Annotated in this window: 21 protein-coding genes; 20 read left to right on the top strand and 1 reads right to left on the bottom strand. The window is 52.8% G+C overall.

What is annotated here, in order from left to right; all coding sequences use genetic code 11:
* Positions 1–4: 4 nt before the first annotated feature.
* On the top strand, positions 5–994 hold the full coding sequence (gene pta, locus ACLUXO_RS00725) for a phosphate acetyltransferase (RefSeq protein WP_412135919.1): 990 nt from the start codon (positions 5–7) through the stop codon (positions 992–994).
* A gap of 11 nt (positions 995–1,005) precedes the next feature.
* Entirely contained in the window at positions 1,006–1,491 is a 486-nt protein-coding gene (tsaE, locus tag ACLUXO_RS00720; RefSeq protein ID WP_412135918.1) for a tRNA (adenosine(37)-N6)-threonylcarbamoyltransferase complex ATPase subunit type 1 TsaE, read from the top strand.
* 74 nt (positions 1,492–1,565) lie between these two features.
* On the opposite strand, the gene ACLUXO_RS00715 is transcribed toward tsaE, so the two are convergent.
* The gene (locus ACLUXO_RS00715; RefSeq protein WP_002879997.1) at positions 1,566–2,099 is read right to left on the bottom strand and encodes a 3'-5' exonuclease; all 534 of its coding nucleotides are present in this window, start codon (positions 2,097–2,099) and stop codon (positions 1,566–1,568) included.
* Positions 2,100–2,223: 124 nt separating this feature from the next.
* Between ACLUXO_RS00715 and murB the strand changes: the two genes are divergently transcribed.
* The 18 genes from murB to ACLUXO_RS00625 all read left to right on the top strand — a co-directional run bounded on the left by murB (position 2,224) and on the right by ACLUXO_RS00625 (position 24,596).
* A complete protein-coding gene (gene murB / locus ACLUXO_RS00710) occupies positions 2,224–3,117 on the top strand; it encodes a UDP-N-acetylmuramate dehydrogenase (protein WP_412135917.1) in 894 nt (297 codons plus the stop codon).
* Between the two features lie 40 nt (positions 3,118–3,157).
* Positions 3,158–4,246 (top strand): ABC transporter ATP-binding protein, encoded by a 1,089-nt coding sequence (locus tag ACLUXO_RS00705; protein WP_412135916.1) that lies wholly within the window; start codon positions 3,158–3,160, stop codon positions 4,244–4,246.
* Positions 4,247–4,248: 2 nt separating this feature from the next.
* Positions 4,249–5,061 (top strand): ABC transporter permease, encoded by an 813-nt coding sequence (locus tag ACLUXO_RS00700; protein WP_270447544.1) that lies wholly within the window; start codon positions 4,249–4,251, stop codon positions 5,059–5,061.
* Positions 5,058–5,861: an ABC transporter permease gene (locus ACLUXO_RS00695; protein ID WP_412135915.1), complete on the top strand. Its 804-nt coding sequence runs from the start codon at positions 5,058–5,060 to the stop codon at positions 5,859–5,861. The genes ACLUXO_RS00700 and ACLUXO_RS00695 overlap by 4 nt, the downstream gene beginning before the upstream one ends.
* Positions 5,858–6,940 carry an ABC transporter substrate-binding protein gene (locus ACLUXO_RS00690; RefSeq protein WP_412135914.1) on the top strand — a complete coding sequence of 361 codons (1,083 nt, stop codon included), beginning with the start codon at positions 5,858–5,860 and terminating at the stop codon, positions 6,938–6,940. Before ACLUXO_RS00695 ends, ACLUXO_RS00690 begins: the two co-directional genes overlap by 4 nt.
* A gap of 31 nt (positions 6,941–6,971) precedes the next feature.
* Positions 6,972–7,811, top strand: coding sequence for a diadenylate cyclase CdaA (gene cdaA / locus ACLUXO_RS00685; protein WP_412135913.1), 840 nt, complete (start codon positions 6,972–6,974; stop codon positions 7,809–7,811).
* On the top strand, positions 7,811–8,761 hold the full coding sequence (locus ACLUXO_RS00680; protein ID WP_412135912.1) for a CdaR family protein: 951 nt from the start codon (positions 7,811–7,813) through the stop codon (positions 8,759–8,761). Before cdaA ends, ACLUXO_RS00680 begins: the two co-directional genes overlap by 1 nt.
* 23 nt (positions 8,762–8,784) lie before the next feature.
* Positions 8,785–10,137: a phosphoglucosamine mutase gene (gene glmM, locus ACLUXO_RS00675; RefSeq protein ID WP_412135911.1), complete on the top strand. Its 1,353-nt coding sequence runs from the start codon at positions 8,785–8,787 to the stop codon at positions 10,135–10,137.
* 147 nt (positions 10,138–10,284) lie between these two features.
* A complete protein-coding gene (locus tag ACLUXO_RS00670) occupies positions 10,285–11,097 on the top strand; it encodes a Cof-type HAD-IIB family hydrolase (protein ID WP_003617322.1) in 813 nt (270 codons plus the stop codon).
* A 51-nt stretch (positions 11,098–11,148) separates the two neighbouring features.
* On the top strand, positions 11,149–12,117 hold the full coding sequence (locus ACLUXO_RS00665) for a serine hydrolase domain-containing protein (protein WP_412135910.1): 969 nt from the start codon (positions 11,149–11,151) through the stop codon (positions 12,115–12,117).
* 79 nt (positions 12,118–12,196) lie between these two features.
* Entirely contained in the window at positions 12,197–12,640 is a 444-nt protein-coding gene (locus ACLUXO_RS00660) for a CopY/TcrY family copper transport repressor (RefSeq protein WP_412135909.1), read from the top strand.
* Positions 12,634–13,008 (top strand): cupredoxin domain-containing protein, encoded by a 375-nt coding sequence (locus tag ACLUXO_RS00655; RefSeq protein WP_412135908.1) that lies wholly within the window; start codon positions 12,634–12,636, stop codon positions 13,006–13,008. The genes ACLUXO_RS00660 and ACLUXO_RS00655 overlap by 7 nt, the downstream gene beginning before the upstream one ends.
* Complete coding sequence (locus ACLUXO_RS00650) at positions 13,008–14,924, top strand: copper-translocating P-type ATPase (RefSeq protein WP_412135907.1); 1,917 nt, start codon at positions 13,008–13,010, stop codon at positions 14,922–14,924. The genes ACLUXO_RS00655 and ACLUXO_RS00650 overlap by 1 nt, the downstream gene beginning before the upstream one ends.
* Positions 14,925–15,075: 151 nt before the next feature.
* Positions 15,076–15,462, top strand: a complete 387-nt coding sequence (locus tag ACLUXO_RS00645) for a fluoride efflux transporter FluC (RefSeq protein WP_300615200.1) — start codon at positions 15,076–15,078, stop codon at positions 15,460–15,462.
* A 4-nt stretch (positions 15,463–15,466) separates the two neighbouring features.
* On the top strand, positions 15,467–15,826 hold the full coding sequence (crcB, locus tag ACLUXO_RS00640) for a fluoride efflux transporter CrcB (RefSeq protein ID WP_412135906.1): 360 nt from the start codon (positions 15,467–15,469) through the stop codon (positions 15,824–15,826).
* Positions 15,823–16,572, top strand: coding sequence for a hypothetical protein (locus ACLUXO_RS00635; protein WP_412135905.1), 750 nt, complete (start codon positions 15,823–15,825; stop codon positions 16,570–16,572). Before crcB ends, ACLUXO_RS00635 begins: the two co-directional genes overlap by 4 nt.
* Before the next feature lie 229 nt (positions 16,573–16,801).
* The gene (locus ACLUXO_RS00630; protein ID WP_412135904.1) at positions 16,802–20,347 is read left to right on the top strand and encodes an EAL domain-containing protein; all 3,546 of its coding nucleotides are present in this window, start codon (positions 16,802–16,804) and stop codon (positions 20,345–20,347) included.
* Between the two features lie 34 nt (positions 20,348–20,381).
* A complete protein-coding gene (locus ACLUXO_RS00625) occupies positions 20,382–24,596 on the top strand; it encodes an EAL domain-containing protein (RefSeq protein WP_412135903.1) in 4,215 nt (1,404 codons plus the stop codon).
* Positions 24,597–24,669: the final 73 nt, after the last annotated feature.

Genomic DNA, 24,669 nt, shown 5'->3' with positions numbered 1-24,669 from the left:
ATTGATGGAAGTTTTTGAACAATTAAAGCAATTGATTAAGCAAAAAGACAAGCAGCGGATCGTTTTCCCGGAAGGGGAGGACCCGCGGATCCTGACGGCGGTCAGCCGCTTAAAGCAAGATGACTTGGTTGAACCGATCGTCCTGGGGCAAAAGGACCAGGTCCTGGCTTTGGCGGAAAAAGCCGGCTTGGACATGACCGGGATCGAAATCGTGGACTACCAAAACAGCCCGGACTTTGGCGAGATGGTGGAAAAGTTCCATGAACGGATGGCCGGGGGCAAGCACTTCCAGACCATGGAAGAAGCGGAAGCTGCCTTGCGCGACGCTAACTTCTACGGGACCATGCTGGTTTACACCGGCCAGGCCGACGGGATGGTGTCCGGGGCGGCTCACTCAACGGCCGACACGGTCCGGCCAGCCCTCTTCATTTTGAAGACCAAGCCGGGGATGCACCGGATTTCCGGTTCCTTCATCATGGAAAGAGGGGAAGAAAAGTATGTCTTTGCTGACTGCGCGATTTCCATCGACCCGACCAGCGACCAGCTGGTTGAATTCGCGGCCCAGTCAGCTGCTACGGCCAAGATGATCGGGATTGACCCCAAGGTGGCCTTCCTCAGCTTCTCAACCCACGGCTCAGCCAAGGGCCCGCAGGTAGACAAGGTGGCCCAAGCGGCCAAAATGTTCAAGGAAAAGTACCCGGACATCCCGGCGGACGGCGATTTGCAGTTTGACGCGGCCTTCGTGCCGGCAGTTGCTGAACTTAAGGCACCTGATTCAGCCGTTGGCGGCCGGGCTAATGTCTTTATCTTCCCGGAACTGCAGTCAGGCAACATTGCCTATAAGATTACCCAGCGCCTGGGCAACTTTACGGCCATCGGGCCGGTTTTGCAGGGGATTGCCAAGCCGGTCAACGACCTCTCCCGGGGCTGCAGCGCTGATGACGTCTACAAGATCGGGATTTTGACGGCAGCTCAAGCCGTTATGGAAGGTTAAAAAAGAAAGTGATGACAGAATTAGCAATCAATTCCGCTGCTGACATGCAGGCCTTTGGCGCCGCCCTGGCCCAAAGCGCTCAGCCCCACGACCTTTTGCTCTTAAAAGGGGACCTGGGGGCCGGCAAGACCACGCTGACCCAGGGCTTCGGCCGGGCTCTGGGGATAAAGCGGCCAGTCAAGAGTCCGACCTTTACCCTGGTCCGGGAATACCGGGAAGGGAAGCTGCCCCTTTTTCACATGGACTTTTACCGACTGGAAGGCGATGACCTGGCTTCAATCGACTTAAATGACTACCTGGCTGAAGAAGGCGTGGTCATCATTGAATGGCCCCAGGTGATCCAGGCCGACTTGCCCAGCGACTTTTTAGAGCTGGTTTTGACCCGGGTGGACGATTCCTGGGATTCAACCAAGCGCCTGCTTGAACTCGTCCCGCACGGGCAAAGAGCGGCTGCCTGGGCAGAGAACGCCTGCCGCCTCTACCAGGAAAAGCAGTAAAGCAAAAATAAAAGCAGAAGTAAAAGTAAAAACAAAAGAAAAATGGATCAGCTTGCTGCTGATCCATTTTTTGCCTAGACTTGGTAGACAAATTTTTTCAAAAGCTCGCTGCCCCGTTTCTCCTCTTCTTTTAAGAGGATACCGGCGCAGGCTTCGCTGTCGCTTAAGGCATTGTGGTGGTGCCAAAGCTCCACGCCCAAAAGGTCAGAGACAGTGTTGAGCTGGTAGTTATCCAGGCCCGGCTCCAATTCCCGGCTGACCTTGAGGCTGTCTAAAACCAGGTAGTGGGGCTCGGCAATCCCGTAGCGGGCCAGGGACTGCTTCATTACATTGCAGTCAAAGCGGGCATTGTGGGCTGCCACCAGCATCCCCGGCTGAAAAAGGGGCTGGATCTTGGGCCAGACCTCGGCCATGGTCGGGGCTCCCGCCACGTCTTCAGCCGTAATGTCGTGGACCTTGACCTGCTGGGCGTCAAAAGCCATCTGGGGGTTGATGACCGTGTAAAAGCGGTCGATAATCTTGCTCTCCCGCACTAAAACCAAGGCCAAAGAGCAGGCGCTGGCCGGGTGCTGGTTGGCAGTTTCAAAGTCCATGGCGACGAAATTCATCATAAGCAAAAGCCTCCGTTTGCGTGTAAGTCAAATTAAGCCAAGCAAACTTGGTCCAAGCTAGTATAACACAGCGTGAATGCGGTAAAATATCAAAAGGAAGATTTAGAGGAGGCAATTTTAATTGAAGCTGTATGACTTAAAAGCGCAAGGACTTGATTTGCAAGAAAACATTCCTTTGAGCCGCTATACTTTTACCCAAACCGGGGGACCGGCAGAATACCTGGCTTTCCCCAAGACTTTGGCAGAATTGAAAGAACTCTTGGCCGCGGCCAAGGAGGAGCAATTGCCAATTACGGTGATCGGCAACGCGTCCAACTTGATTATCCGCGACAAGGGGATCAAGGGCCTGGTGATCATTTTAACGGAAATGAAAGAGATTAAGGTCGAAGCTGACAAGGTCCACGCCCAAGCCGGGGCCAGAATCATCGATACCTCTTTCGCTGCTGGGGAAGCCGGCCTGTCCGGCCTGGAATTTGCCGCGGGCATCCCCGGCTCAGTCGGCGGGGCGGTCTTCATGAACGCCGGGGCTTACGGCGGTGAAACCAAAGACTGCCTGGAAAGCGCCACGGTCGTCACCAGAGACGGTGAGGTCAAGACCTACACGAACGCTGAGCTGCATTTTTCCTACCGGCATTCCCTTTTGCAGGAAAATGACGAGATCGTTATCGCGGCAACTTTTGCCTTAAAAGCAGGTGACAAGGCAACTGTTTTGGACCAGATGAATTACTTGAATGCGCTCAGAAGCTACAAGCAGCCCCTGGAATACCCGTCCTGCGGTTCAGTCTTCAAGCGGCCGACCGGCCACTTTGTCGGCCCGATGATTATCCAGGCCGGCCTGCAGGGCAAGCAGATCGGCGGGGCCCAGGTATCAACCAAGCACGCTGGCTTTATTGTCAACAAGGGCGGGGCCACGGCAACCGACTACCTCAATTTGATCCACTATATCCAAAAGACGATCAAGGAAAAGGATGGGATTGCTTTGCAGACGGAAGTCCGCATAATTGGCGAAGAATAATGGCTTAGGATTAAGAGAAAAAGAAAAATGGGAACAGCAAATGGAAATTATTAAGTTAGATCACATCACCAAGCAGTATGATGATGGCTTTGTAGCCTTGAAGGACATCAACCTTGAGCTTGAGTCCGGCAAGTTCTACTCTTTGCTGGGGCCATCAGGCTCGGGTAAAACAACGATTTTGCGGATCATTGCCGGCTTTACGGAAGCGTCAGCTGGCAAGGTTTATTTTGACGGCCAGGACATCACCAATCTTGACGCCTCAAAACGACATATCAATACGGTTTTTCAGAATTATGCTCTTTTTCCGCATTTGAATGTCTATGAAAATGTTGCTTTTGCCTTGAAACTGCGCCGGCGGCCGGAAAGCGAAATCCGGGAAAAGGTCAAGGAGGCCCTCCACACTGTCCGCCTGGACGGCTACGCCAACCGGGAAATTTCCGAACTCTCCGGGGGCCAGCAGCAGCGGGTGGCGATCGCCCGGGCGATCATCAATGAACCTAAGGTGCTGCTTTTGGATGAATGCCTGTCAGCTTTGGACAAGCGCCTTAGAAAAGAAATGCAGTTTGAACTCCGGGCCATCCAGAAGAAGCTGGGCATCACCTTTATTTTTGTCACCCACGACCAGGAAGAAGCCCTGGCCATGAGTGACGAGATTTTTGTCTTAAACGACGGGGAGATCCAGCAGAGCGGGTCACCGGTAGACATTTACGATGAGCCGGTCAACGACTTTGTTGCCCGCTTTATCGGGGACTCCAACATTTTGTCCGGCCGGATGATCCGGGACTTTGCCGTGGAATTTGCCGGCAAGGACTTTGAATGTGCCGACGCCGGGATCACCCCGGGGGAAAAAGTCGAAGTCGTTTTGCGGCCAGAAGATTTGGATATTACGGCTCCCGCTGCTGGCAAGCTCCTGGTGACGGTGCAGAGCCAGCTTTTCCTGGGCGACCACTTTGAAATCAAGGCCATCGGCCAGGACGGCTTTGAATGGCTGATCCATTCCACTAACGGGGTCCAGATCGGCCAGGAAGTCGGCATCTTCTTTGACCCGGAAGACATCCACGTCATGCGGCTGGGCGAAACCGAAGAAGAATTCGACGCCCGCCTGGAAACTTATGAAGGTGAGGACTAGCCATGAAAAAGAACCGGCTTTTATTTCTTTTGCCTTACCTGCTGTGGATCGGCCTCTTCGTCATCGCCCCCCTGGTTTTGATTCTGGGCTATTCACTGACTGATGCCCACAGTCATTTGACCCTGCAAAACTTCGCCGCCTTTTTCTCTGGCGGCACCTTTTTGCGGATGATGGCCAATTCCTTTTGGTATGCCCTCTTGATCACCTTTTTCTGCCTGCTGGTCTCTTATCCGGCAGCCCTGGTTTTGACCAGGCTGAAAAACCAGCAGTTCTGGCTGATGCTGATCATTTTGCCGACCTGGATCAACCTTTTGCTCAAGGCTTACGCCTTCATCGGGATTTTTTCCCGGAGCGGGATGGTCAACCAGTTCCTGGGCCTCTTCGGTATTGGCCCGGTTGGGATCATGTTTACCGACTTCGCCTTTATTTTCGTGGCGACCTATATCGAGATTCCCTTCATGGTTATGCCCATCTACAACTCGCTGAAGGAAATTGACCCGGCTCTTTTAAGTGCCAGCTCAGACCTGGGGGCCAGCTTTTGGCAGACCTTCCGCTACGTGATCTGGCCCTTGTCCTGGCCAGGCGTTGAATCGGGCATCCAGGCCATTTTCATCCCGTCTCTGTCCCTCTTCATGCTGACCCGCTTGATCGGGGGCAACCGGGTGATCACCTTAGGGACGGCGGTTGAAGAGTATTTCTTGACGACGATGAACTGGAATATGGGGGCAACGATCGGGGTTATCCTGATCGCCTTGATGTCGATTGTAATGCTGCTGACTTCACGCAAGCAGCACAAGAAGGAAATTGAATTATGAAAAAGACCATTTGGGGCAGGGTATACTTTGGCCTGGTGCTGCTGATCCTCTACCTGCCGATTTTCTACCTGATCTACTTTTCTTTCTCCAGCGGCTCCAGCATGGACCACTTCCGGCATTTTACCTGGGAGCACTACCAGACCTTGTTTGCTGACAAGCGCCTTTTGGCTATCTTGCTGGAGACGATCATGCTGGCCCTTTTGTCCAGCCTGGCGGCAACCGTTCTGGGGACCTTTGGGGCCATTGCCATCCAGCGCAGCAAGGAGGCCTCCCGCAATCTTTTGCTGTCTTTGAACAATATCTTGATCGTGTCACCCGACGTTATTATCGGGGCCAGCTTCTTGATTCTTTTTACCGCCCTGGGCTTCAGCCTGGGCTTTGCCTCCGTCTTGCTCAGCCACATCGCTTTTTCAGTGCCGATCGTGGTCTTGATGGTCCTGCCTAAGCTGAAGGAAATGGACAACTCCCTGGTCGACGCGGCCCGGGACCTGGGGGCTAACAACTACCAGGTCTTCAGCCAGGTCCTCCTGCCGGCCCTTACGCCAGGGATCCTGTCAGGCTTCTTTATGGCCCTGACTTACTCTTTGGACGACTTCGCGGTTACCTTCTTCGTGACCGGGAACGGCTTTACCACCTTGTCCGTTGAAATCTATTCCCGGGCCCGGCAGGGGATCGACCTGGAAGTGAATGCTTTAAGCACAATCATCTTCTTCTTTGTCCTCCTTTTGGTCGGGGTCTACTATTTCTTGACCAAGCGGCAGGGTAAGAAGGCGAATAAGCTGGGAGGTCTTCTGCGATGAAAAAAATCCTCTCCGCGGCCCTGGCCATCCTTTTGGTCAGCTTGGGCCTTTACCTGGGCGCCCAGCAGCTGGACAGCTCCAGCGGCGGCTCTGCCTCAAGCAAGAAAGATTTGATCATTTACAACTGGGGGGATTATATCGACCCGGATTTGATTACCAAGTTTGAAAAGCAGACGGGCTACCATGTCATCTATGAGACTTTTGACTCAAACGAAGCCATGTATACTAAGATCAAGCAGGGCGGGACAGCCTATGATTTAGCGGTGCCGTCGGATTACATGATCACCAAGCTGCGCCGGGACAATCTTTTGGACAAGATCGATACCAGCCGCTTGAGTAATTTCAAGTACATCGGCAAGGAATTTTTGCACAAGTCCTTTGATGAGAAAAACGAGTACTCAGTGCCTTACTTCTGGGGAACCCTGGGGATTGTCTACAACGACCGCTATGTCAAAAAGGGCGAGATCAAGACCTGGAATGACCTCTGGAAGAAAAAGTACCAAGGGCAGATCCTGCTGGTTGACTCAGCCCGCGATATCATGGGCATGTCCCTGGTTTCCATGGGCTACTCCATGAACGACACCAACTCTGCCCACCTTAAGGCCGCCAAGGACAAGCTGGACAAGATCGGCAAGAACGTCAAGGCAATCGTGGCTGACGAACTGAAGATGTACATGGTGCAAAATGAGGCCTGGATCGGGGTTACCTATTCCGGGGAAGCCGCGACGATGATGGATCAGGATTCCCACATCCATTACGTGGTGCCGGCCCAAGGGTCCAACTTGTGGTTTGACAATATCGTTATCCCGAAGACTTGCAAGAACAAGGAAGCCGCTTATCAGTTCATCAACTTCATGCTAGAGCCAAAAAACGCGGCCCAAAACGCCGAATACATCGGCTACTCGACCCCGAATACCGCGGCGCAAAAGCTCTTGCCCAAGTCCGTCCGGGAAGACAAGCAGTTTTACCCGCCAATGTCGACGGTCAAGAATTTGGAAGTTTATCGGGATCTGCCAAGCAGCAAGGTGCAGGAATACAATGACCTCTTCCTGGAGTTCAAGATGTATGCCCGCAACTAGCTGACAGAAAATTTTAGAAAGGGAAAATTTCATGCAGTTTGATTTTGCAAGTCTGTGGACCTGGCATACCTTGTCGGTGGTTCTGGATGTCTTGATCACCTGGTATTTCATCTACCACTTGACCCTTTTGATCAAGGGGACCAAGGCTGTCCAGCTGGCCAACGGGATCATTTTGATCATGGTGGCCCGGGTCTTGGCCGGCTGGGCCCAGCTGACGACCGTTACTTTTATTTTGGACCAGATCGTTTCCTGGTCAGTCATCGGGATTATCGTCATCTTCCAGCCGGAAATCCGCCGGGGCCTGGAGCGCCTGGGCCGGGTCTCCCTGTTTTCTGATTCGGAAAACAGCGAGCGCGAGCAGCAGGAAAAGCTGGTCAAGGAGCTGGACAAGGCGATCCAATACATGTCCAAGCGCCGGATCGGGGCCTTGATTACTTTGGAACAAAGGACCGGCCTGGAAGAATACGTGGAAACCGGGATCAAGCTCGATGCCCTGGTTACTGGGGAATTGCTGATCAATATCTTCATCCCCAACACTCCTTTGCACGACGGGGCGGTCATCATCAAGAACAACCGGGTCCAGGTGGCTTCCGCCTACCTGCCCCTGTCTGACAATGCCATGATTCCCAAGAGCCTGGGGACCAGACACCGGGCAGCCGTCGGGATTTCTGAAGTAACTGACGCCATCACCGTGGTCGTTTCCGAAGAAACGGGCGGGGTGACGATCACCAGAAACGGCCAGTTCATGGTTGACCTCAGCCAGCAGGAATACCTCAAGTACTTGCGGGCTGAACTGGTCACTGAAGAAAAGAAGAAGCAGCCATGGCCAATCCGCCTGGCCCGGGGCATCTGGAACTGGGGGGATAAATAATGCACAAATTGATTGAGCAAAAATGGTTTTACAAGCTTTTTTCCCTGCTCTTAGCCATCGTCCTGGTTGCCTTCGTTGACAACACCCAGGTTAATACCAACAACCAAACCAAGGTCCAGGAAACGGCCAGCACTGAGCAGATCTTGAAGATGGCCCTGCAAGTGTCAGTGGACACTGACAAGTACTACGTCACCGGCTACCCATCCAAGGTCAAGGTGACTCTAGAAGGACCGAATGCCCTGGTTACTTCCGCCGTTAACACCCAGAACTTCCGGGTCTACATTGACTTGAGCAAGCTGGGGGTCGGCAGCCACCAGGTGCCAATTAAGGTTAGCGGCTTGCCCAGCCAGGTTTCCTACAAACTTTCGCAGAAAAGCGTGAAAGTCAACATCCAAAAGCGAAAGTCCCGCACCTTGCCGGTCCAAATAGGTTATAATAAGAATGCTGTTGCTCAAGGCTATGACATCGGCACGCCGACAGTCAGCCCGGAGACGGTTGAAGTCACCGGGGCCCAGAGTGAAGTAAAAGCGATCGACCACGTGCAGGCCCAGCTAGTCGTGCCAAACGGCAGCACCCAGACGGTGCGGCGGAACGTTCTTCTGGCCGCATACGATGCCAAGGGCCACCAGCTCAACGTGGTGATCAGTCCGGCAACGGCCCGGGTAACCCTGCCCTTGTCGGTCTCTAAGAAGACGGTTAAGCTGAAGCTGAATGCCAGCCATGGCTCAAGCAAGAAAGTTTACTCCTTGACTGCCAAAGAGGAAAAAGTTACCCTCTATGGGCAAAAGGAAGCCCTGAAAAAGATCAGTTCCCTAACTTTGGATGTTGATCTGACTGATATCAAGTCTTCGGTCACCAAGTCCTTCCGCCTGTCAGTTCCAAGCGGAGTTGCCTGGATTTCACCAGGCAGCGTGGACGTCCAGATCGAAGTCAGCGATTCGAACAACTAGAAAAAAGAAAGGTTCTTTGCAACATGCTTAAATATTTTGGTACTGACGGTGTCCGCGGTGAAGCGAACAAGGTTTTGACCCCGGAAATGGCCTTTAAACTGGGCCGGATGGGCGGCTACGTGCTGACCAAGGAAAAGGAAGACGGCGGCCAGGCCCGGGTTCTAGTTTCAAGAGACACCCGGATTTCTGGTGAAATGCTGGAATACGCCTTGATTTCAGGCCTTTTGTCAGTCGGCATTGAAGTTTTGGAATGCGGGGTCATGACCACACCTGGCCTGTCCTACCTGGTCCGGGCCCAAGGGGCCGACGCCGGCGTGCAGATTTCTGCTTCTCACAACCCGGTTGAAGACAACGGGATCAAGTTCTTCGGCAGCGATGGCTTGAAGCTGTCTGACGCCAAGGAAGAAGAAATCGAAGAACTGATCGACGCTAAGCAGGACATGCTGCCGCGGCCATCAGCAGAGGGCCTGGGCACGGTAACCGACTTCCGCGATGGCAGCAACAAGTACATCCAATTCTTGGAAAACACTATTCCGGAAGACTTGAGCGGGATCAAGGTCGTAATCGACGGGGCCAACGGGGCAGCCAGCGCCTTCATCTCCCGTTTGTTTGCCGACCTGGATGTTGACTTTACTACTATTTCAACCCACCCGAACGGGCTCAACATCAACGACCACTGCGGGGCTACCCACACTGCCCGCCTGCAAGAAGAAGTTGTCAAGCAAGGTGCCCAACTGGGCCTGGCCTTTGACGGGGATGCCGACCGCTGCATCGCGGTTGACGAAAACGGCAATGAAGTCGACGGCGACCACATCATGTACGTGATCGGCTCCTACCTGGCTGACCATGGCCGCTTGAAGAAGGACACGATCGTGACGACCGTCATGAGCAATCTGGGCTTCACCAAGGCTCTTGAGCGCCGGGGCATCAAGAATGTCCGCACTCAAGTCGGTGACCGCTACGTATCTGAAGAAATGCGGGCCAACGGCTACAGCCTGGGCGGGGAACAATCCGGCCACGTGATCATCAGCGACTACCACAACACTGGTGACGGGATGCTGACCGGGATCCACCTGATGCTGGTCATGAAGAAGACTGGCAAGTCTTTAACTGAACTTTTGGCTGACTTTAAGGAATACCCGCAAGTTTTGGTCAACGTTCCAGTTAAGGACAAGAACAGCTGGAAGAACCACCAGGCAGTAATTGACGCGATTGACTCCGTTGAAAAGGACATGGCTGGCGACGGCCGAGTCCTGGTCCGTCCTTCAGGTACCCAGGAGCTGCTCCGGGTTATGGCTGAAGGCCCAACCCAGGAAATCACCCAGGAATACGTTGACCGAATCGTCAAGGTCGTTACGACGGAAATGGGCGAATAAAAAAGCAAGTTAAAAGCTGTAAAGCTGAGAAGAAGGAAAGTTCAAATTGAGCTTTCCTTTTCTTTTGGCTGATTTTTTCCTTTTTTTGCGGAAAAAATTTTGCAATAATTAAGTAAGAACAGGCTTTGGACTACATAGGAGGAAAATATGGCGATTAAAATGCTGGCCATCGACTTAGATGGCACCCTGCTGACTGACAGCAAGACGATTCTGCCCGGGACCTACAAGGCCCTGCAGGAAGCGAAAGCAGCCGGGATCAAGATTGTGCTGACTTCTGGCCGGCCCTTGTCGGGTATCAAGGGCTACGCGGAAGAATTAGGCTTAAGCGGCAGTGAAGAGTACGCGATCCTCTTCAACGGGGCGGTAGTGCAGAACTTAGACGGCCGGGTCCTGATCAGTCATGATCTGGACTTTGGCGACTTCAACACCCTCCTGCACATGCAGCGGCTCAGCGACGTCAACCTGGACTTTGAAACCCCGGACCGTTTTTACACTTTAGACAAGAAGATTTCTATCCGCCTGCAGATTGACGGGGCGGAAACCAAGAACCAGCTCTGGATTCAAGACAGAAGCGACTTCAAGAAGGACTTTACCTTTGCCAAGGCAGTCTACCAGTGCGATGACCCGGACCAGGTCGACCGCCTCTGGAACCGGCTGCCGGACTGGTTCTTCCAGTCCTACGCGGTTGTCCGCAGCTGGCCGGAAGTCGTTGAAGTCGGGTCGCTGGCCGCTTCGAAGGGCTACGCGGTTAGCGAACTGGCCTCAAGACTGGGCCTGTCAAACAGTGAAGTCATGATCTTCGGTGACCAGGGCAATGACCGGTCCATGTTTGAAATCCCTGACTTCAAGCGGGTGGCCATGGGCAATGCCATCGACGAGATCAAGGACCTGGCTGACTACGTCACCGACACCAACGAGCGCGACGGGATCGCCAAGGCCCTGCGGAAATTAGTTCTATAAGTGAAGAGGACAGATCTGCGGATCTGCCTTTTTTCTTTTTCAGGAGGAAAAATGACTACGGCAGAAATTGAAGAAAAAATCACCGGAATTTTTGCGGAGGCAATCCGGCAAAAGACCGTAAATGGCGTCTCTTATGCCCTGGTTGACCAGGGTGGGGTCAGCCGGCACTACCTGGGCCAGGCTGAGCCGGGGCAATTCTATGACCTGGCCTCCTTGACCAAGGTGGTTGGGACGGCCAGCGGGATTTTTAAGGAAATGGCTGCAGGGAAAATCAGCTTGAAGGACCGGGTGGGAGACTTTTTCCCGGCGGCTTGTTCAGCTGTTACAGTAAAGGACCTGCTTCTGCACACCAGCGGCCTGCCGGCGGACTTGGATGATGTCTGGCAATACCAAAGGCCGGAGGAAGTCTGGGAGGCGGTACTAGCAACTAAGCCCCTTTATTTACCTGGCCAGGAGTCAATCTATTCCGACCTCAACTTCATTATCTTGGGCAAAATTTTAGAACAGGTCAGCGGACAAAACTTGAGCAGCTTTTTGCGGGAGGAGATTTTTGCCCCTTTGGGGATGCGGGAGACTGGTTTCCTGCTTAAGGGAAAAAGAGACAACTTTGTCAAAACGGAAATAACTAAGGAGAGAGGGCAGGTCTGGGGGAACGTCCATGACGAAACCGCCTGGCAAATGGGCGGATTAGCCGGCCATGCCGGCCTCTTTTCCACGCTAGATGACCTGGCCCGCTTCAGTTCCTTTTACCTAACGACAGCTAGTCCGCTTGTGTCCAGCCTGTTTGACTATGACTGCTTTGAGCGGACCCTGGCCTGGATTCGCTGGCAAAAGGGCCGCCGCTTTCTCTGGCATACCGGCTTTACCGGTCCGGGATTAGGCCTGGACCTTGAAAATGGGCGCGCCCTGGTCATTTTGGCCAGCTCCGTTTACCCCAAGCGGGGCAACGAGGCCTGGCTGCTGACCCGCCGGCAGGCAGCCAAGACTTTTTTCGGTTGCGGTTACCGGGAAGAAAATTAAGCATAGATTGTTGACAAATGTAAACGATGCTGTAAAATGGTTTTTGTAAAGGTTACAGATGTAAACGAGGGAGAAGGAAATGAACGAAGATTGCCGGATTTCAGACGCAGAATGGCAGGTTATGCGGGTCGTCTGGACCCTGGGCCAGGCCAATAGCAGCGAGATTATTGAGCAATTAGCGGCAAAATGTGCCTGGAGCCCGTCAACGGTCAAGACCTTGTTGCGGCGCCTGGAAAAGAAGGGCTTTTTACTGGTTGACCGGCAAGGTCACCGCTTCGTATACCGGGCGGCTAAAGCTGAAAGCGAAGCGATGCATGAGAGCTTGACGGCCGAGTTTGCCGCAATGTGCGATATGCACAAGGGGGAGATGCTCCTCCGGCTGTTGGATGACCTGCCTTTAAGCAGAAGCGACCTTGAAGCGATTGCCAAAAAGGCGGCCGAAAAGGCGAAGACGGCTCCGGAAAAAGTTGGTTGCAATTGTTTAAGTACTTGTGAGCATATGGAAGGTGAACGGGAATGTTAGTTAATGGATTAGTAGTTTTGGCCACGGCAGCTTTGATCGGCTTGATCATCTGGTGGTTTTTCGGCAATTTCCAAAAGAGCAGCCAGCAGGCAGGTCTCGCCAATGGCCGCCAGGAAGGGCAGGTAGTCGTCAAGGGCGGCTATGAGCCAGAAGTGCTCTACTTAAAGCAGGGCGTGCCGGCGGAAGTAACTTTTAAGATGGAAGACAAGACGGCCTGCCTCAACCGTTTGGTCTTTTCTTCTTTGGGCGTTGACAAGGACCTAAGCAAGGAAAAGCTGGCCAAGGTCCAGATCCCGACCGACAAGGCCGGGGAGATCGACTATGCCTGCGGCATGGACATGTTTCATGGGAAGATCGTGATTAGATAATGAAATTGACTAATTGGCGCCGTTTCTGGCTGTCCTTGCTTTTAGCCCTGCCTATGCTGGCCCAGATGCTGCTCATGATCTGGGGAATCATGCTGCCAGGGATCAAGCCCTATTCGCTGGTTGCAACCAGCTTGATTATGCTAATTGGGGCAGGACCCTATATTCAAAGCGCCTGGGCAGCTTTGAAACGCCACCAGGCCAACATGAACAGCTTGATCGCCATCGGCACCAGCGTGACTTATGTCTACAGCCTCTTTGCCTACTTCACTGGCCGGCCGGTCTACTTTGAAAGCGCGGCTTTTATCTTGATTTTTGTCTTGCTGGGGGATGCCCTGGAAGAAAAAATGCATGACCGGGCAGCAGCTTCTTTGAATAAGTTACTGGAACTCCAGGCCAGTGAAGCTGAAGTTAAGCGGGGAGAAAACTTTGTTAAAGTACCCCTGGACCAGGTCAAGGCCGGCGACATAATCAAAGTGCGGCCGGGCGGCAAGGTACCGGTTGACGGCCGGCTTGTATCCGGGCAAAGCAGCGTCAATGAAGCCATGGTGACTGGGGAGAGCATGCCAGTCGCGAAAAAGCCCGGTGATAAGGTGATCGGGGCAACCATCAACGGCAGCGGCAGCTTTTTGATGGCAGCTGAGCAGGTCGGGGAAGAGACCATGCTGGCCCAGATCGTCCAAGTGGTTAAGCAGGCCCAGAACTCCCGGGCCCCGATCCAAAAACTGACTGACAAGGTGGCCAACTACTTCGTGCCGGCGGTATTGATCGTCAGCATCCTGGCCTTTGCTCTCTGGGATGTCTTCAGTCCCGTGGGCCCGGTTCAAGCCATGCTCTACGCAGTTTCCGTCATCGTGATCGCCTGCCCGTGTGCCTTGGGTTTAGCTACCCCGACGGCCTTGATGGTGGCCAGCGGCCGCAGCGCCCGGATGGGGGTTTTGATCAAGGACGGGGAAATCCTGGAAGCAGCCGCGAAAATCAAGACCATTGTTTTTGACAAGACCGGGACATTAACGGTCGGTCAGCCCCAGCTGGTGGACCAGGTGGGAGAGGCGGAAAGCCTTAGCCTGGCGGCCAGTTTGGAAGCCAATTCTGAACACCCTTTGGCCCAGGCCATCGTGACCAGGGCTAAAGAAGGCGGCCAGCCTCTCTTGCCAGTCAGCGATTTTTCGGCTGAAGAAGGCAAGGGGGTAGAAGGCAAGGTCGCCGGGCACTTAGTCAAGGTGGGCCGGGCTGACTACGTCAGCGCTCCAGACGCTTGGATTAAGCAGGCAGAAGGTTTGGCGGAAGCCGGCAAGACGGTGGTTTATGTCCAAAAAGATTCTGCCGTCATTGGCCTCTTGGCCCTGCAGGATGCTCCCCGCCCAGAAGCAAAGGCTGTCCTCAGCGAGCTTAAAAAGCGCGGAATCAAGACGGTCATGTTAACTGGCGACAACCAGCAGCTGGCTGAAAAAATCGGCCGCCAGCTGGGCATTGACCAGGTCGAAGCGGGACTTTTGCCCGGGGAAAAAGCTGACCGCTTGGCCAAATTGCAAGAAGCAGGGCCGGTGGCCTTTGTCGGCGACGGGATCAACGACGCGCCGGCCTTGTCACTAGCTGATGTCGGCATTGCCATGGGCAGCGGGACTGACGTGGCCAAGGAAGCCGGCGGCATCGTCTTGATGACCAGCAGCTTGACCGGGGTTTTGCGGGCGCTTGACTTGTCCAAGCAGACCTTCACGCGGATCAAGCTGAACCTTTTCTGGGCCTTGATCTATAACTTGATCGGGATTCCGGTCGCAGCCGGCCTCTTCTCCTTTATTGGGGTCAGCCTCAGCCCGGAACTGGCCGCTTTGGCCATGGCTTTCAGCTCTGTCTCAGTCTTGCTCTCATCTCTCATGTTGAACTGGACTAAGATTGCCGGGGCGGGCAAAAGCTGATAGAGTAATTATGAAATAATGGAATAAGGCTTTAAATAGAAGTGCCGGGCTGGTGCTTCTATTTTTTGTTTGCTTTTGAAGCGCTTTCTGATGTAATCTTATAATTAGTGCGTTAATTTACGATCTAGGAAGAGGCAAAAAGAGGCAAACAATGGATACAGTAAAAAATTATCTCAGCGTGGCTTTTTTTGCCTTTTGGGGCGGCCTGGCCCGCTATGGCTTAACGGAAGCACTTTCCTTTTACGGGACGGTGATTGCCAATCTTTTGGGCTGCTTTCTCCTGGCCTTCCTGACTTACTTTTTCCTAAGAAAGTCCACTAGCCGGGCCTGGCTGACCACGGGCCTGGGTACGGGCTTCGTGGGAGCCTTTACGACTTTCTCCAGCTTCAACCTGGATGCCTTCAAGCTGCTGCTTGGCGGGCAAAATTTTGGAGCTTTGCTTTACTTTACCGGCACGATCGCGGCTGGCTTCCTCTTTGCCTGGGCAGGCAAGCAGGCGGCTAACTTCGCCGCGGACAAACTTTTGGAAAGGGGGTAACAAGATGATTTTCGCGGTTGGATTCGGTGCCAGCTTGGGGGCTGTGGCCCGCTACGGCTTGACCAGTTATGGCAAGAAGCACTGGATGCAGGGGACGGCCTTTCCCCGGCCGACTCTTTTGATCAATTTGACAGGGGCCTTTTTCCTGGGCCTGGCCTTTGCCTTGCGGCTGCCGGCTAGCGTCTATGCCTTCTTGGGTACCGGCGTCTTGGGCGGCTACACGACTTTTTCCACTTTGAACACGGAAATGGTCTCTTTGGCTGAAAACGGGCAAAAGCACGTCCTCAAGCGCTATTTGCTGACCAGCTATTTGGGCGGGGCGGTCCTTTTAACTTGCGGATATTATCTTGGAAGCCTGCTATGAAAAAAAGCCAACTGATTCTGCGCAAGAGCCTGTGCAGCCTGGCAGCCATAATTTCCCTGGTCGCTCTTTTGAGCAGCCCTGTCACCTTTAAAATGTATGAGGTCAAGGACTATGCGTCCAGTTTGATCGACACTTTTGCCAACCAAAGCGATGGCAGCGCCATGTCGATCGCGGCCAAAGCCGCGGTTGAATCGGGCCTGAAGCAGGACCTGGTTGACCAATTGCCAGACAAGGTGGAGATTAGCGAGTCCTATCTCAGCCTCTACCGGCTGGTTTCCCGCTACCGGCAAAACAAGCGCCTGCAGTCCAGCGATTTAAAGCTGCCAGCCAAGAACAAGGTCCAGCTTTTTATGGATGACTTGACCCTCTATTTGGTCAACAGTGAACTGAAGGTGCATGAAGGGGAATTGCAGCAGATTACGCAAATCTACCAGCTCTCCTTGTGGATCATCTGCGTCCTTTACTTGCTGGGCGTGGCCCTGCTCCTCTTCAACCGTTACTGGTCCTGGCTGCCTTTTGTGCTGGGAGCGGCCAGTGCCTTTGGCTTCCAGGTCTTTATTACCCATACCTTGACGGGAATGGTCCAAAAGGAAGTTTACTCCAAGATGCTGTTTACCTATTCTTGGGGCAGCTGGGCCGGCTTTCTTCTGGCCTTGGCCCTGGCCGGCTACCTTTTTTATCTGGATGTTTGCCGTTATCGGGCGAAGGGGAAGGCTAATAAGAATAAAGAAGCGAAAAATAATTAAAAAACTATGTTAAGAGTCAAGACGGCTAGTCTTGGCTTTTTTCATGCTGGGAAAAGCCCCGCATTTTCTTATAGGAAAGCAGTCCTAGCTTGCTCTGCTATAACAACTTTTATATAATATAAAGAATGGGTTAACACCAACCCGCCTCTGCAGCTTTAAATACAAATTAATTTATGCTTAAAGCTTTTTGCCGGTTTGCAGGCAAACTGTGTTTATTAGGAGTGGTTTTATGAAAAAAATAGCGAAGCAGGCTGAGCTGGATAAAATCGCGCAGAGCGAAGCGCCAATAGCACTTTATCAATCAAAAAATAAGCAGATCAAAGCCATAGCCGTGTCTAAGGGCCTGTGTGAGCTCTATGGTCTGCCAGTGGCTGAGCTTAAACAGCTGCTGGACCAGGACTTGTTCGCGGGTCTGCATCCTGACGACCAGCCAGGCGTACAGGCCGACCTAACCTCTTTCATGAACCGGGACAGCAGCGGCTACCAGAGCATCTACCGGATCAAGCTGCCGGGCCAGGAAGACTACGTTTTGTTGCAGGCCCAGGGGAAGTTTCTAAAAGACAGTGACTGTATCCTGGTCTGGTATACGGAAATGTCGACCAGCCGCCTGCAGGAAGTAGATACGGTTGACCAGAGGACCAAGCACCTCCGGGATGACTTGACCGACCTGCCCAAAGCCGCTTACTTTTACGAACTGGCCGAGCTTGGCTGCCAGCAGCTTTTTAGGGCTGGCAAGCAGCCAGTCATGCTGGCCTTTAACTTGATTGGCTTCAGCCACTTCAACCAACGCTATTCTTATGTTGAGGGCAACCGCCTCCTGGTCGCCTTCGCGGACTTGCTGAAGCGGTACTTTGGGGAAGCCGCCTGCGGCCACTTTACGAAAGACAACTTTTATGCTTATACGGCCCATGACCATTTAGAAGAGCGGCTGAAAGATATCCTCAAAGAAAGCCGGCAAATCAATGAAGGCCGCAACCTGGCCATCCGTATCGGGGTCTATGATGCCAGCAGCCTGGTTTACGAAGACATTAAAAATGTCTGCGAGTATGCCATGGTAGCCTGCAATAACAACCGCAAGGACGTTAAGGCCCACATTTCCTGCTTCACCAGCCAGAACCGGCAGAAGCTGGAACTGGAAAGCTACATTTTGTCCAATTTCGACCAGGCCTTGAGAGAAGGCTGGATTGAGCCTTTTTACCAGCCAATTGTCCGCATTTTAAACGGACAGAGCGGGAACTGGGAGGCTTTGGCCCGCTGGCGCAAGCCAGATAACGGGATGCTGCTGGATGAGCAGTTTATCCCGACTTTGGACCGGGCCGGGATCCTTTACCGGCTGGACTTGTACATGGCTGACAAGGTGATTGCCGATCTTAAGAAAATGCAGGACAGGGGCCACTTGGAAATCGCGGTCTCCCTCAACTTGTTCAGCTCAGAATTTGACCAGTGTAATATGGCTGAAGAGATTACCAAGAAGGTAAAAGAGAGCGGACTGCCACCGGAATTCCTTGTTATCGAGATCAGCAACGATACCCGCAATCTCAATGTCGACAAGATCCGGGAACAGATCGCCTTGTTCAAGCAAAACGGCTTCTCCGTCTGGGTGGATAATTTTGGCGAGGGCTACTCCTCAATTGGCTTAATCAAAGACAATGCCCCTATTTCCTGCATTAAGTTTGATGCCAGCTTTATCAAGGACCCTGACCAAAAGCGGTCAAGGATTGTCTTGAAGAAGATGGTGGAACTGGCAGAAGAATTGGGAATTGACACACTCGTTGAAGGGGTAGAAAATGCCGACCAGCTTCTGGCCCTAAGGGAAATTGGCTGCGCGGCGGCTCAAGGCTACTACTTCGGCCAGCCTCTGCCTTTTGACCAGGCCTGGAAGAAGTGGGTCGAGGGCCCGGAAGCCAACCTGGAGCGCTTCAGCGAGTCAGACTACTACAACAGCGTGGGGATGATGAGCCTGGAGCGGCCCCACTTCCTCCAGGAAAGTTACAACAATGACTTGACCTTTGATGATCCGGACCCAGTTTTGGACCGCTACTTTAAGGGGACTCCGCTGGGCTTTTTGGAATACAGAAACGGCAAGCTCTACTACTTAAGGGGTAACGAGGGCTACACCCGCTACCTGCTCAGCTGTGGGTCGGTCACCAAAGAAGAGATGGAAGAGCATCCCTTCGCCACTGAGCTCAAATCAGTCGGTCCGCAGTTTTTCAAGGATCTCAAGGGCTGGATTGCTGAAGAATACTGGAAAAATCATAAGACTGAGTGGCATTATAATGTTCACAGCTATCCCAACAACCTTTATGTTGAGGGCTATCAGCGGATTCTGTCCTACAACCCGCACACGGATGCCTATGCCTTGATTGACGTTTTGACTTCTTACAATGCCAACCAGGTTTACCAGGACCAGCCACGCGATGACCTGGGGGTAACAGCCAATTTCAGCTTGAGCGCCGACCAGTACCGGGACATGCCGATCCCATTCATCATCCTGGCGCCAATCTACCGGGAAAAGAAAATTGTTGACATGCAGTATATCTATGTCAACCAGGCCTATGCCGAAATTATGAACCAGAGCCGGGAAACTCTGCTGGGCAACAAGATGTCGAATTTCGTCAAGCAGAAGCTGGACTTCTGGATTAAGGTGATTTTTGGCGCTAGTGACGGCGAAATCCGTCAAGGCACCTTCCATTCAAGGACGGGCCACTGGTATGAATACATTACGGCCAAGTCTTCAGTGCCGGAGACCCGGTCTTTAGTCATGATCAACATTGACGAGCAAAAGAGAAGCCAACATGAGATCAAGCAGAAACAGAATACGACCAATGAAATCGTCCAGCTGTCAGAAATCCTGAACGTTGAAAATGACAAACTGGAAACAGCGATCAGCAAGGGCCTGGCCAAGCTCGGCACAGACCTTGCTGCTGACCGGGTCGTCGTGATGGAAGGCGAGGGGCAGTATGCTAAAAATACTTACAACTGGATCCGGCCTGGCTTAGCATCGGTGCAAAAGAAGCAGCAAAAGATCGATGTAGCCAAGCTAAAAGTTGAGCTGCAGGGGCAGCTAAACCATGACAGCATCTTTTTGACTGACCAGGCTGAAATTGCCAAACGTTTTCCGGAAATTATCGCGACTTATGACGATGACTACCAACTGGAAAATGTCCTTTTGGCGCCATTTTATGAAAGTGGCCGGGTCCGCGGGGCAGTTGTAGTTGAAAACTTTGATGCCAGCTTAAATATGGACTTTAACAATTTGATTGAACTGATAGCTGACTTCGTTGGCGCTAAAGTAATGGGCCGGAAATTGGAGCAGCAAAGAGATACTGACGTCTTGACCAAGCTGAATGACCGTCACCCTTACCTGGCCAAGCTGAACTACTATAAGAAAGCCAAAGCCTCAAGGACAGTCGGCGTGGCCTTCATGGACTTGAATGGCTTAAAAGAGGCCAATGATGAATTTGGCCATGATGCCGGAGATGAACTCTTGATTTCTGCCGGCCAGATCATCAGCCAGGCCTTTGGCCACGACCATGTCTACCGGGTTGGCGGGGATGAATTCGTGGTTTTGGATGACCAGAGCAGCCGGATAGAATTTGAGGCTCACTGCGCAGCTTTTGAAAAGAGCATGACCGTGCCTGGGACTCCGTCGATCTCAATTGGGGCTGAATGGTGCCCGGACTCCCACTATCTGCAAGAGGCGGTCGAGAGAGCCGACCGGAAGATGCAGCGGCAGAAAAAAGGCTTCTACAAGTCCCACAAACGCTATCGCTGATGTTGCCTAGGAGCAAAGAGGAAGAGGTTTAGTGATGAAGAAAAATAACCGTGCCATGTTTTATTCGCTGATCATGGCCTTAATTATGCTTGCTTTAGGCAGTGTCAGCTTCTGGGGCCGGAACCAGGGCATCTTTGGCGGGATTTACGCGACTGCCCCTTTGACCAGCGCGAAAACAAACTGGACTGACAAGAAGGGCAAGGCAGTTGATTTAACAGAGCTGAAGCCGGATAAACAGGGAACGCTGACGATCTACTACCGCCTGCCTGAGAAATTGAACAGGCAGGATAAGCTCATCTTTTTCTCCAGATATATCAAGCAGATTGACGCTTATATCGGGAAAAAGAAAATCTACCACAGCCATCCGGAAATCGCGGCTGACTGGCTGAGCCTGACTGAGCACTATGAGAGTTTTACCAACAGCATTGAGCTGCCGGCAGAAGCGGCCGGCAAAACGGTCCGCTTAACCTTGCAGGGCTTTTACCAGCCGGCTGGCAAGCTTACCGCCTGCAGCCTGGGCAATGACGGGGCCTTTCTGGCCAACTATGTCAGAAAGAATGCCCTCCGGGTAGGGCTGGGCATCGTTTCTGTCGTTATGGGCCTGACCCTGCTGCTTTTTTCCATCTTCGCGCCTTTAACCAGCGCGTTCAAGCGCAGCCTGGGTTACTACTCGGTGGCCTCGGTTTTATTTGCCGTCTTGCAGATGCAGGAAGAGATGCAGCTGACGGTGCTTTTTGGCCACTACCATGTCTGGCGCCTGTTTACCTACCCGGTCATGATGCTCTTGCCATTTTTGCTGATTATGACCATCAACGCGCAGCTGGAACATCCCAAGCTGGCTTACACTAACGCAGCTTTCGCCTTAAGCATGCTGGATTTGGCCTATGTCCTCTGGCGCTATTGGGAGAAGGGGAAAGACTTTGTCAGCGACAGCCGCTTTTTAATCAATGTGATTATTGCTGCTTTTGTCGGCGGGATTACCATGATTTTTGCTGATCTCTACCAGACCCGCAAGGCGGAAAATGAAGCAAAGGCAGAAGAATTGAGCGAATCCGAGCAGGCCGCTTACAAGAACAGACTGCTGATCCATTGGTCTTACTTGGTGACTTATGTCATCATCCTTATCTGTATTGCCATCGACGGTTACCGCTACCTGGTGCTGAAACAGGGGACTGATGATTTCGCGATCCTCCGCTATGGCTTCTTCTTCACCCAGATTTTCATGTTTAGACAATACTTCTTGTCCGAACTGAGCAATATGGAGCAAAAGGGCCAGGACGACACATATGTGAAGATGGTCAACTACGACCGTTTGACCGGCCTTTATACTCAATACTACCTGACTCAGAAGATCAGCAAGGAGCGGGAAGAAGACCCGTCAATCATGCCGGCTATCGTCTATATCAACTTGGCCAAGTTCAAGCTTTACAACGTGATCAACGGCCACGAAAAAGGTGACGAATGCCTGAAGCAGGTTGCCGAAATCCTGCGGGATATTTTCGGCCCGGACAACCTGGCCCGGTTCGGGAATGACCACTTTGTCGTCTTTGACCAGGATGATGACGGAGTCATGGACCGGATTGAAGAAGCCAACCGGCAGGTAGGGCAGATTGACTTGTCCTTCAAGCTCTACTTAAAGGCCGGGATCTACTATTCAGATGGCAGCAAGAGCATCGAAACTGAATGTGACTATGCCAAGACGGCTTGCGACGAGGTTAAGGACGGGGCAGAAAAATGCTACCGGGTCTACACCGATGAATTTAGTGAGCAATCAGCTTACACCAAGTTTGTGGTTGACCACATTGATGAAGCGATTGCTAACGGTGACATCCAGGTCTACTACCAGCCGCAAGTCCACTTGATGAACGGCAAGTTGTCCGGCTTGGAAGCCCTGGCCCGCTGGAACGACCAGACCAGGGGCTTCATGTCACCGGGCCGTTTCGTGCCGGTTCTGGAAGACAGTAATTTGACCTACAAGCTGGACTTGTACGTCTTAGAAGAAGCAGCCAAATTGATCCGCCGGCAGCTGGACAGCGGCGGCAAGATCGTACCGATATCCTTCAACCTTTCCCGGACTGACTTCGTGACCAGCGACCCCAACCAGGTTCTCCTGGATTTGGTTAAAAAATACGATATTCCCCGGGAAATGCTGCGGGTGGAAATCACCGAAACCATCCTGACAGAAGACCCGGTCAAGATCAAGAAGGCCATCGACCGCTTCCATGCCAATGGCTTCCAGGTTTTGATGGATGATTTCGGCAGCGGGGCCTCCTCTTTGAACACCTTGAAAGAGTATGGCTTTGACGAAATCAAGCTGGACATGATCTTCATGCGGAAGTTTGACGACCGGAGCAAGAAGGTTATCAAGCCTTTGATCTCCATGGCCAAGAGCCTGGGTGTCCACACCTTGTGTGAAGGGGTGGAAAGCAAGGAGCAGATTGCCTTCTTGCAGGACGTAGGCTGTGAAGTAATCCAGGGCTACTACTATGGCAAGCCAAATACCTTCCAAGAAGTTGTTGACCGCTTGGAAGAACTGGGCGTTGAGTGGGAGGGGCTGGATGAAAGCTCCTACTTTGAAACCGCCGGCCTGGTTGACGTCAATGTTGACCAACCCCTGGCCATAATTGACTATGACCGGGAAAAGGAAGGCTTTGAGGCCTTTTATCTCAATAGTGCCTTCCGTTCTTTTGCCGCCCAGATCGGGGTGGTTTTGGCTGATGATAAGCAGCTTTCCTGGCATGACCAGGCCAGCCAGGCAAAGATGCTCAACTTTGCCAGATCAGCTGCCCGGTCTGCCCATGAGCAGCTGACCAGCTTAAACGTTTCTGGCCAGGAATACCAGCTGAGCTTTAAGATGGTGGTCAACGCCCATGACCATACCCTCTTTAAGGTCCTGCTTTTATCCAGCCAGGCTGAAGAGAAAATGACCAGCTCAACTAGCTATGAAGACCTGCCTTTGCCTTATCTGGTTGTCCGGCCATTTTATGATAAAGCCAGCCAGCAGGCGGACTGTGAATTTGTATCCGTTAACCAGGTCTTCAGTCAGCTCCTGCAGCTGCCGAAAAATGAAATATTGGGCAAGAAGCTGACGGCGGCCTTGCCGGGCGAAGAGGTCCAGTGGTCCAGTCTGCCTTTGGAAGTTCTCCGGACTGGCCGGGCCAGCAGCCACCGCCTGTACAGCAAGCATATGGCGGCCTGGTGTGAATTCACGATTTTGCCGGCTGCCCAGCCGGCCTGCGTGGCCCTGGCCTTTACCAAGATAGAAGACAATGCTCCGCGCTTGGCCGCCCTTAAACGATCAGGCAGCCTGGCTGCCCAAAGCGCGGCCTTGGCCCGGACTTTGAATGGGCCGGAAGACCATGCTTCTGAAATCAACTTCTCCTTGGTTGAAGTGGCCAGCTTGATTGCGCCAGAAAGAATCTACATGTTTTCTGCCGGCCAGGAAAAGGCGGAACTTGAATACGAATGGACCCGGAAGACTAGTCTCATGGGCAGGGTTTCCGATGCTTTAGCAGAAAAAATTATTGCTTACTGTGAACAGCGGCGGGGCCAGCAGCCATATCTTTACATCAGTGATATGGAGAGCCTCCGCTTTGACCGGGAACTTTACGAGCTGAACCGGAAGAATGTCCGCATCCTCTTATATCCGCTCTTTTCGAGCAAGACCCTCTTAGGCTATCTGGGGGTGGAAAACTTTGACGCTGACCAGCTGGCTTATGCCAAGGACCTGCTGGGCGAATACTCCCGCTATCTGGCGGCCAAGCTGAGCGTAGTTAACCGTTTGCGGCAATTGCCGGATCCGGCTGCCAGCGACCACTTGACTGGTCTTGGCGGGGCAAGTGCCTACCAGGGCAAGCTGGAAGAGCTGAAGAGTGACCGGCAGCCGGCAGCTTTGGTCTACCTGGACCTCTATAATTTGCGGGACTATAACGCTGATCACGGCCCGCAGGAAGGGAACCTGCTTTTGCAGCAGACCGCAGACTGGCTGGGGGGAAGCTTTGCTGTTTCCCAGCTCTACCGGATCAGCGGGGAAGAGTTCGTGGCTGTCTTGCCGGGAGCCAGTGAGGCAGAACTAAAGGCCAAGCTGGAAGAAGTTAAGGACCGGCAGGCCGGAGAAGACCGGATCAAGCTGATCTGGACCGGCAAGGTCTGTGACTACCCAAGACATATCCTGGACGCGGCCAAGCAGCTGGACCAAGCTTTAAATGAGCGGAAATCCGAGCTCTACGCGGCTGCTAAGCAAGATTAGAAGGAGACGCCAAGGCGTCTCTTTTTTCTTTATAAAAGCTGCATGCTATAATATTTCTTACACTTTAGGGAAA

Origin of the sequence: Lactobacillus delbrueckii subsp. bulgaricus, from assembly GCF_046938665.1 — a bacterium.
GTDB classification, from domain to species: domain Bacteria; phylum Bacillota; class Bacilli; order Lactobacillales; family Lactobacillaceae; genus Lactobacillus; species Lactobacillus delbrueckii_C.
The sequence above is the reverse complement of the archived record's forward strand: the minus strand, read 5'-3'. Positions and strand labels throughout refer to the sequence as shown.

Bases quoted from the DNA above. Each gene is read 5' to 3' on its own strand.
- pta (WP_412135919.1), top strand. From the start codon at position 5: ATGGAAGTTTTTGAACAATTAAAGCAATTGATTAAGCAAAAAGACAAG.
- tsaE (WP_412135918.1), top strand. From the start codon at position 1,006: ATGACAGAATTAGCAATCAATTCCGCTGCTGACATGCAGGCCTTTGGC.
- ACLUXO_RS00715 (WP_002879997.1), bottom strand. From the start codon at position 2,099: ATGAATTTCGTCGCCATGGACTTTGAAACTGCCAACCAGCACCCGGCC.
- ACLUXO_RS00705 (WP_412135916.1), top strand. From the start codon at position 3,158: ATGGAAATTATTAAGTTAGATCACATCACCAAGCAGTATGATGATGGC.
- ACLUXO_RS00700 (WP_270447544.1), top strand. From the start codon at position 4,249: ATGAAAAAGAACCGGCTTTTATTTCTTTTGCCTTACCTGCTGTGGATC.
- ACLUXO_RS00695 (WP_412135915.1), top strand. From the start codon at position 5,058: ATGAAAAAGACCATTTGGGGCAGGGTATACTTTGGCCTGGTGCTGCTG.
- ACLUXO_RS00690 (WP_412135914.1), top strand. From the start codon at position 5,858: ATGAAAAAAATCCTCTCCGCGGCCCTGGCCATCCTTTTGGTCAGCTTG.
- cdaA (WP_412135913.1), top strand. From the start codon at position 6,972: ATGCAGTTTGATTTTGCAAGTCTGTGGACCTGGCATACCTTGTCGGTG.
- ACLUXO_RS00680 (WP_412135912.1), top strand. From the start codon at position 7,811: ATGCACAAATTGATTGAGCAAAAATGGTTTTACAAGCTTTTTTCCCTG.
- glmM (WP_412135911.1), top strand. From the start codon at position 8,785: ATGCTTAAATATTTTGGTACTGACGGTGTCCGCGGTGAAGCGAACAAG.
- ACLUXO_RS00670 (WP_003617322.1), top strand. From the start codon at position 10,285: ATGGCGATTAAAATGCTGGCCATCGACTTAGATGGCACCCTGCTGACT.
- ACLUXO_RS00665 (WP_412135910.1), top strand. From the start codon at position 11,149: ATGACTACGGCAGAAATTGAAGAAAAAATCACCGGAATTTTTGCGGAG.
- ACLUXO_RS00660 (WP_412135909.1), top strand. From the start codon at position 12,197: ATGAACGAAGATTGCCGGATTTCAGACGCAGAATGGCAGGTTATGCGG.
- ACLUXO_RS00655 (WP_412135908.1), top strand. From the start codon at position 12,634: ATGTTAGTTAATGGATTAGTAGTTTTGGCCACGGCAGCTTTGATCGGC.
- ACLUXO_RS00650 (WP_412135907.1), top strand. From the start codon at position 13,008: ATGAAATTGACTAATTGGCGCCGTTTCTGGCTGTCCTTGCTTTTAGCC.
- ACLUXO_RS00645 (WP_300615200.1), top strand. From the start codon at position 15,076: ATGGATACAGTAAAAAATTATCTCAGCGTGGCTTTTTTTGCCTTTTGG.
- crcB (WP_412135906.1), top strand. From the start codon at position 15,467: ATGATTTTCGCGGTTGGATTCGGTGCCAGCTTGGGGGCTGTGGCCCGC.
- ACLUXO_RS00635 (WP_412135905.1), top strand. From the start codon at position 15,823: ATGAAAAAAAGCCAACTGATTCTGCGCAAGAGCCTGTGCAGCCTGGCA.
- ACLUXO_RS00630 (WP_412135904.1), top strand. From the start codon at position 16,802: ATGAAAAAAATAGCGAAGCAGGCTGAGCTGGATAAAATCGCGCAGAGC.
- ACLUXO_RS00625 (WP_412135903.1), top strand. From the start codon at position 20,382: ATGAAGAAAAATAACCGTGCCATGTTTTATTCGCTGATCATGGCCTTA.